The sequence below is a fragment of the Streptomyces sp. NPDC057253 genome (assembly GCF_042669125.1).
In the GTDB taxonomy this organism is placed as follows: Bacteria; Actinomycetota; Actinomycetes; order Streptomycetales; family Streptomycetaceae; genus Streptomyces.
Window position 1 is genome coordinate 39,689 of record NZ_JBHUXV010000079.1, and the last position, 6,816, is coordinate 46,504.

6 protein-coding genes are annotated in these 6,816 nt (G+C 72.2%); 2 read left to right on the forward strand and 4 right to left on the reverse strand.

The genetic code is table 11. The annotated features are described in order from the left end of the window. Positions 1-88 precede the first annotated feature (88 nt). The gene (locus tag ACFULQ_RS33255; protein ID WP_020136747.1) at positions 89-241 is read right to left on the reverse strand and encodes a hypothetical protein; all 153 of its coding nucleotides are present in this window, start codon (positions 239-241) and stop codon (positions 89-91) included. 195 nt (positions 242-436) lie between these two features. Here ACFULQ_RS33255 and ACFULQ_RS33260 point away from each other — a divergent pair, with 195 nt between their 5' ends. Continuing rightward, on the forward strand, positions 437-1,330 hold the full coding sequence (locus ACFULQ_RS33260; protein ID WP_383551143.1) for an NYN domain-containing protein: 894 nt from the start codon (positions 437-439) through the stop codon (positions 1,328-1,330). 4 nt (positions 1,331-1,334) lie between these two features. Here the strand turns inward: ACFULQ_RS33260 and ACFULQ_RS33265 are convergent, their stop codons facing one another. Then, a complete protein-coding gene (locus ACFULQ_RS33265; protein WP_383551145.1) occupies positions 1,335-2,213 on the reverse strand; it encodes an alpha/beta fold hydrolase in 879 nt (292 codons plus the stop codon). A 233-nt stretch (positions 2,214-2,446) separates the two neighbouring features. Further along, positions 2,447-4,996: a DEAD/DEAH box helicase gene (locus ACFULQ_RS33270; RefSeq protein WP_383551153.1), complete on the reverse strand. Its 2,550-nt coding sequence runs from the start codon at positions 4,994-4,996 to the stop codon at positions 2,447-2,449. A 495-nt stretch (positions 4,997-5,491) separates the two neighbouring features. On the opposite strand from ACFULQ_RS33270, the gene ACFULQ_RS33275 reads away from it, so the two are divergent. After that, the gene (locus ACFULQ_RS33275) at positions 5,492-6,229 is read left to right on the forward strand and encodes a ferritin-like fold-containing protein (RefSeq protein ID WP_383551147.1); all 738 of its coding nucleotides are present in this window, start codon (positions 5,492-5,494) and stop codon (positions 6,227-6,229) included. Positions 6,230-6,393: 164 nt separating this feature from the next. Here ACFULQ_RS33275 and ACFULQ_RS33280 read toward each other — a convergent pair whose 3' ends face one another. Next, positions 6,394-6,660: a hypothetical protein gene (locus ACFULQ_RS33280; protein WP_383551155.1), complete on the reverse strand. Its 267-nt coding sequence runs from the start codon at positions 6,658-6,660 to the stop codon at positions 6,394-6,396. Positions 6,661-6,816 lie beyond the last annotated feature (156 nt).

The following is a 6,816-nucleotide window of genomic DNA, read 5'->3' on the forward strand; positions in this document are numbered from 1 at the left end:
GCGGGGGCTCTGAAGCTTCTGTGATCCGCGTACGAGTCGTCCGCGGTGAGGCCTGTGGTGAGGTCTCCGGTGAGGTCTGCGGTGAGTGTTATGAGGCCGTGGTGTCGGCCGGACGGATCCACAGCCGCTGTCCTATGGCGGCGGCCTGCTGAACGATCCGGTTGACGGAGGCGGCGTCCACGACGGTGCTGTCCACGGGCGTGCCGTCGACGTCGTCGAGTCGCATGATTTCGAAGCGCACAGGCTTCTCCCTTCGTCTGGTCATCCTCCTGCGGAGAATTGCTGCGTACGTAGGTAGTCAACGGGGTGCGTGTTACAAACATTCCCTACGCTAAAGAAATTTTTCGAACGACTAACTACTGACCGGTAAGTGAGTCTTCGGAGACTCCTTGGGACCAGTTGTGTTCGCAGCGTGACCGCCGGAACAATGGAGGCGATGAACGACGACCTCGCGCCCCTGAGCGCCCGCATCGACCGCACGAACGAGCTGCTCCAGCGCATGCTCGCCGAGGTGGCGAAGACCCCCTCGACGCATGCGATCTTCGTCGACGCGGGATACCTCTACGCGGCCGCGGGACGACTCGTCGCCGGCACCGAGGACCGCCGCGCCTTCGACCTCGACGCCGAGGGCCTGATCGAGGCCCTCATCGACCGGGCCCGCACCATCTTCGCGGACAGCAGACTGCTGCGCGTGTACTGGTACGACGGCGCGAGACGCCGTATCCACACCGCCGAGCAGCAGTCCATCGCCGAACTCCCGGACGTGAAGGTCCGGTTGGGCAATCTCAACGCCAACAACCAGCAGAAGGGCGTCGACTCGCTGATCCGCACCGACCTGGAGTCCCTGGCCCGCCACCGCGCCATCAGCGACGCGGCGCTCCTCGGCGGCGACGAGGACCTGGTCTCGGCGGTCGAGGCGGCCCAGGGCTACGGCGCCCGCGTCCACCTGTGGGGCATCGAGGCCCCGGAGGGCCGCAACCAGGCGGAGCCGCTGCTCTGGGAGGTCGACAGCCAGCGCACCCTCGACCTCGACTTCTTCAAGCCGTACGTCTCCCGGCGCACGGCGGCCGCGTACGAGGCCACGGCCACCCGGCCCACCCGCGACGCCGTCCGTTTCGTGGGCGCGCAGATCGCGGCGAAGTGGCTCGCGGAGCGGGGCCGGGCGGCGCTCCAGGAACTACTGCCCGGCCATCCGTATCTGCCGGGCTCGGTGGACCAGGACCTGCTGGTGGAGGCGGAGGGGCTGCTCCAGTACTCGCTGCGCGGCCAGTCGGATCTGCGGCGGGCCCTGCGGGACGGGTTCTGGGAGCACCTCCAGGGGCAGTACTGACGTTTCAGTCGTCGCCCGGGGTGAGGCTGTCCCAGAAGTCGGCCAGGGCGCGGGCCGTGGGGAGCGGCTCGTCGGCGTTGGGGGAGTGGTCGGCGCCCGGGATCACCGTGCGGCGGGCGTGGAGCCGTACGGCCATGTCGTCCAGGAGCGGGACGGGCCAGGCGTCGTCCTGGGAGCCGGACAGGACGTGGAACGGCAGCGGGATGGCGGCCAGTTCGGCGACCCGGTCCGGCTCCGTGCACAACTGACGTCCCCCGGCCAGGAGTTGGGCGGGCTTGTTGCCGAGCCAGCGGCGGCGGAGCTGCACGACGTCCCCGATGCCCTGCGCGGGGCCGCCGACCTCCTCCGGCGGGCCCATGGCCATGATCACGTCCCACACCTCGGCCATCGTCATCACACCGAGCGCGTCCCGCAGCAGCTTCACGCGCTGCTGCTGGGAGTCGGAGATCTGCGCCGGGCCCGAGGAGACGAGGGTGAAGGACAGGAAGGGGGAGTGGTCGAGGAGGACGGCCGCGCGGGAGACCTGGCCGCCCATGGAGTGTCCGACCAGGTGCAGGGGCGTCCCCACGGCGGCGGCCTGGGCGAGCACGTCTCGCGCCAACTCGTCCTGTGCGTAAGCGGATTCGTCGGTCTCCGGCCCGTCCGACTCGAACTGTCCCCGCCCGTCCACGGCCACGATGCGGTACCCGCGTGCCGTCAACGGCTGGTGCAGCAGGGTGAAGTCCTCTTTGCTCCCGGTGAATCCCGGCACGAACAGAGCGGTGCCCTTCCTGACGACACCGGCGGGCACGTCGGAGTCCACGACCGCGAAGTCGCCGCGGGGGGTGTGGAGGGGGTAGGTGCGGGCGCCGGGGGGCGGGGCGAAGACGGCTCGGGTGCTCACGGGGTGAGGGTAGCGGGCGGGGGTGAGGTGGGGTGGGCTGCGGGTGCGTGGTCGGGTGCGGGTGCCTGGGGGCTGGTCGCGCAGTTCCCCGCGCCCCTGGTTGGGTGTGGTGGGCGTTGGTTACGCGGGTCTCGGCGTTTGCTGTGTGGGTGCGGTTGAGGTCGGCCGAATGGTTCTCCGTGAACGCCGACGGCCCGGCCCCTGTGAGGTGGGCCGGGCCGTTCGGTGTGGGGTCAGCTGTCCGCGGGTTCCGTGGCAGCCGTCTTGCGGGTGCGGCGCCGCGGGGCGGCCGGCTCCTGGTCGGCCTGAGCCGGGATCTCGGCGGTCACCGCGGGCTCGGCGGCCTTGCGGGTGGTGCGCCGACGCGGCTTGGCCTCGGCGGCCTCGGCCGTGGCCGTCTCTGCCGGGGCTGCCGCCGTGGTCTTGCGGGTGCGGCGCGGCTTGGTGGCCGTGCCTTCCGCGGTGTCCACGGCCGTCTCGGCGGCCTTGGTCGCGGCCGTCTTCCGGGTCCGTCGCGGCTTGGTCTCCGCGACCTCGGCCACCTCGGGCTCCTGGACCGTCTGGACCGGGATCTCGGCGGCCACGGCGGGCTCGGCGGCCTTGCGGGTGGTACGGCGGCGCGGCTTGGCCTCCGTGGCCTCGGCCGTGTCGACCGCGGCCTCGGCGGCCTTCGTCGCGGCCGTCTTGCGCGTACGGCGCGGCTTGGCCTCCACGACCTCGGCGGCCTCGGCCGTGGCGGTCTCTGCCGGGGCTGCCGCTGTGGTCTTGCGGGTGCGGCGCGGCTTGGTGGCCGTGCCTTCCGCGGTGTCCACGGCCGTCTCGGCGGCCTTCGTCGCGGCCGTCTTGCGGGTACGCCGCGGCTTGGCCTCCGCGCCCTCCGTCACGTCCGCGACCTGCGGAGTCTCCACCGTCTCCACCGCGGCTACGGCGGGCTCGGCGGCCTTGCGAGTGGTACGGCGGCGCGGCTTGGCCTCCGTCGCCTCGACCGTGTCCACGACAGCCTCGGCGGCCTCCGCGGCCGGAGCCACGGCGGCGCTCTTGCGCGTACGGCGCGGCTTGGCGGCCGGCGCCTCCGCGGCGACCTCCGTGACCGGCGCGGTCTCGACGACCGGAGCCTGGGTCTCCGCGACCGGGGCCTGGGTCTCCACGGCCGACGCTTCCGCGGACTTGCGGGTCCGGCGGCGGCGCGGCTTGGCCGGGGCCTCGGTGTCGAGGGACGGGCCCTCCGCCGTCGTCACCGCGGACTCGGCGGCCTCGGACACGGTCGGCTCGACCGTCACCGCTGCCGTCGACGCCGTGGCCGGCGCGGAGTCGGCCGCTCCGCCGCGGGTGCGGCGACGGCGGCGCGGGGTGCGGGTCCCGGTGGTGTCCTCGGCCGAGGTGGTCGAGGTGGTCGGCGTGATCGCGCTCGTCTCCGACGGGGCGACCGCCTCGGCGGGGGCCGTCGCGTCCAGCGCGGTACCGCCGCGGGTACGGCGGCGACGGCGCGGCGTACGCTCCGACCGCTCGCGGTCCGCGGAGCGGGACTCGTCCCGGCCGCCCCGGCCGCGACCCCGGTCCCGGTCGCCGCGGCCACGCGCACCGCGTCCGCCCGGCTCGCCCAGGTCCTCGAGCTCCTCCGCGTCGAGCCCGGCGCGGGTGCGCTCGGCGCGCGGCAGGATGCCCTTGGTGCCCGCGGGGATGTTCAGCTCCTCGTAGAAGTGCGGGGAGGTGGAGTACGTCTCCGGCGGGTCGTTGAAGTTGAGCTCCAGCGCCTTGTTGATGAGCTGCCAGCGCGGGATGTCGTCCCAGTCGACGAGGGTGATCGCGATGCCCTTGGCGCCCGCGCGGCCGGTGCGGCCGATGCGGTGCAGGTACGTCTTCTCCTCTTCGGGCGACTGGTAGTTGATGACGTGGGTGACACCCTCGACGTCGATGCCGCGGGCGGCCACGTCGGTGCAGACGAGGACGTCCACCTTGCCGTTGCGGAAGGCGCGCAGCGCCTGCTCGCGGGCGCCCTGGCCGAGGTCGCCGTGGACCGCGCCGGCCGCGAAGCCGCGCTGCTTGAGCTGGTCGGCGAGGTCGGCCGCGGTGCGCTTGGTACGGCAGAAGACCATGGCCAGGCCCCGGCCGTCGGACTGCAGTATCCGCGCGACCATCTCGGGCTTGTCCATGTTGTGCGCGCGGTAGACGAACTGCGCGGTGTTCGCGACCGTCTTGCCCTCGTCGTCCGGCGCGGTGGCGCGGATGTGGGTGGGCTGGGACATGTAGCGGCGCGCGAGTCCGATGACCGCGCCCGGCATGGTCGCCGAGAACAGCATGGTCTGGCGGCGGGCCGGCAACAGGTTGATGATCTTCTCGACGTCGGGCAGGAAGCCCAGGTCGAGCATCTCGTCGGCCTCGTCGAGAACGAGCGCCTTGATGTGGCCGAGGTTGAGCTTCTTCTGGCCCGCGAGGTCCAGGAGCCGGCCCGGGGTGCCGACGACGACGTCGACGCCCTTCTTGAGGGCCTCGACCTGGGGCTCGTAGGCGCGGCCGCCGTAGATCGCGAGAACGCGGACGTTGCGCACCTTGCCCGCGGTCAGGAGGTCGTTGGTGACCTGCGTGCACAGCTCGCGGGTGGGGACGACGACGAGCGCCTGCGGGGCGTCGGTGAGGTCCTCGGGCCGCGCGCGGCCGGCCTCGACGTCGGCGGGGACGGTGACGCGCTCGAGGAGCGGGAGACCGAAGCCGAGCGTCTTGCCGGTGCCGGTCTTTGCCTGGCCGATGACGTCGGTGCCCGAGAGGGCGACCGGGAGCGTCATCTCCTGGATGGGGAAGGGGTTGATGATGCCGACGGCTTCGAGGGCCTCGGCCGTCTCGGTGAGAATCCCGAGATCGCGGAAAGTCGTAGTCAGGGTGCTGCCTCTTCTGTGTGCGCGGTGCGAGGCGAGCGCGGGGGTCGTCATAACCGTGCTGGGGACGTCGGCTGCCTTACGGTCTAGCCGTAATGGCACGGGACCACTGCCGACGCTCTAGCGCTCGTACCGCTGAGGGTCCCCCTCCGAACTCCGTACGCACAGTGCCGTACGGGCGAGGAGGGCTGTCGGGTCGGAGCCGATCGGGCCACCGACCGGGCATCCTCATACGTGCGGCCTGTCGAGGTATGGCGCACTAGAGAAGTGCCCTCGTACCAGCAGGCGCATTACCACCATACCCCGGAATCGCGCACATGTGATGGCCGATTTGGTCACGTAGTCGTCGTCACACTGATTGACCAGGGACTTCCGAGGGGCGGCGAGCGGACTATTGTGCGCTTCATGACGACGCCTGACAACACCTCTGACGCCCCCGCCGAACGCACCGGAGTGGCCGCCCAGGACTGGGCCCAGGCCGCCGGGGAACCGCAGTACCGGGCCGCGGTCGTCGATCTCCTCGGCGCGCTCGCGTACGGCGAGCTCGCGGCCTTCGAGCGGCTCGCGGAGGACGCCAAGCTGGCGCCGACCCTCGCGGACAAGGCGGAGCTGGCGAAGATGGCGTCGGCCGAGTTCCACCACTACGAGAAGCTGCGGGACCGGCTGACCGAGATCGGCGAGGAGCCGACGCTCGCCATGGAGCCGTTCGTCGCCGCGCTGGACGGCTTCCACCGGCAGACGGCGCCCTCGGACTGGCTGGAAGGGCTCGTCAAGGCCTACGTCGGCGACTCGATCGCCAGCGACTTCTACCGCGAGGTCGCGGCCCGGCTCGACACGGACACGCGCGAGCTGGTGCTGGCCGTGCTCGACGACACCGGGCACGCCGGGTTCGCCGTCGAGAAGGTGCGGGCGGCGATCGACGCGGAGCCCCGGGTGGGTGGTCGACTCGCCCTGTGGGCACGGCGGTTGATGGGCGAGGCGCTGTCGCAGTCGCAGCGGGTGGTCGCGGACCGGGACGCCCTGTCGACGATGCTCGTGGGCGGGGTCGCCGACGGCTTCGATCTCGCCGAGGTGGGGCGGATGTTCTCCCGGATCACCGAGGCGCACACCAAGCGGATGGCGGCGCTGGGACTGGCCGCGTAACGCCTAAGGGCCCGGGGGGCCCTGCTGCTCGGGCGGCCGCGGCCGGTGGTGGCCGGTCGCGCCCGCGCGGCGGGGCCGTGCACCGACCCGGCCCCGGGCCTGTGGCCGGGTGTCGCCTGTGCCGTCGCCGAGCGGGTCGTCCAAGCCGTCGCTGAGCGTGTCGTCTAAGCCGTCGCCGAGCGACGGAGTCTTCCCGACGGGCGCAGCAGGAGCGACAGCGACGCCACGGAGACGACCGCCGCGCCCAGGAAGATCAGCAGGACATTGCCCGGATCCAGGGCGGTGTGGGTGACGAAGGCGCCGAAGAGGGCTCCCGCGGGGCCCGTCGCGAGCACCAGGGAGCGGGCGGGCAGGCGGTGCGAGAGGCGGTGCACCGCGACCCCCGCGAGCACCAGACCGAGCAGAGCGGAGCCGAGAGCTTCGAACAACATCATGGGGTCCCTCCCACACGGCCACACTGCGCGTCACGGTCGTAGCCCGTCATACCCGTGACCTGCGGAATGCAATCCTCCTCCGGGCGCGACTTGTGCTCCATATGCGGAGGGGGAATTCCGCAGACGAGACGTGGCGGGGCCCGGCGACAAACG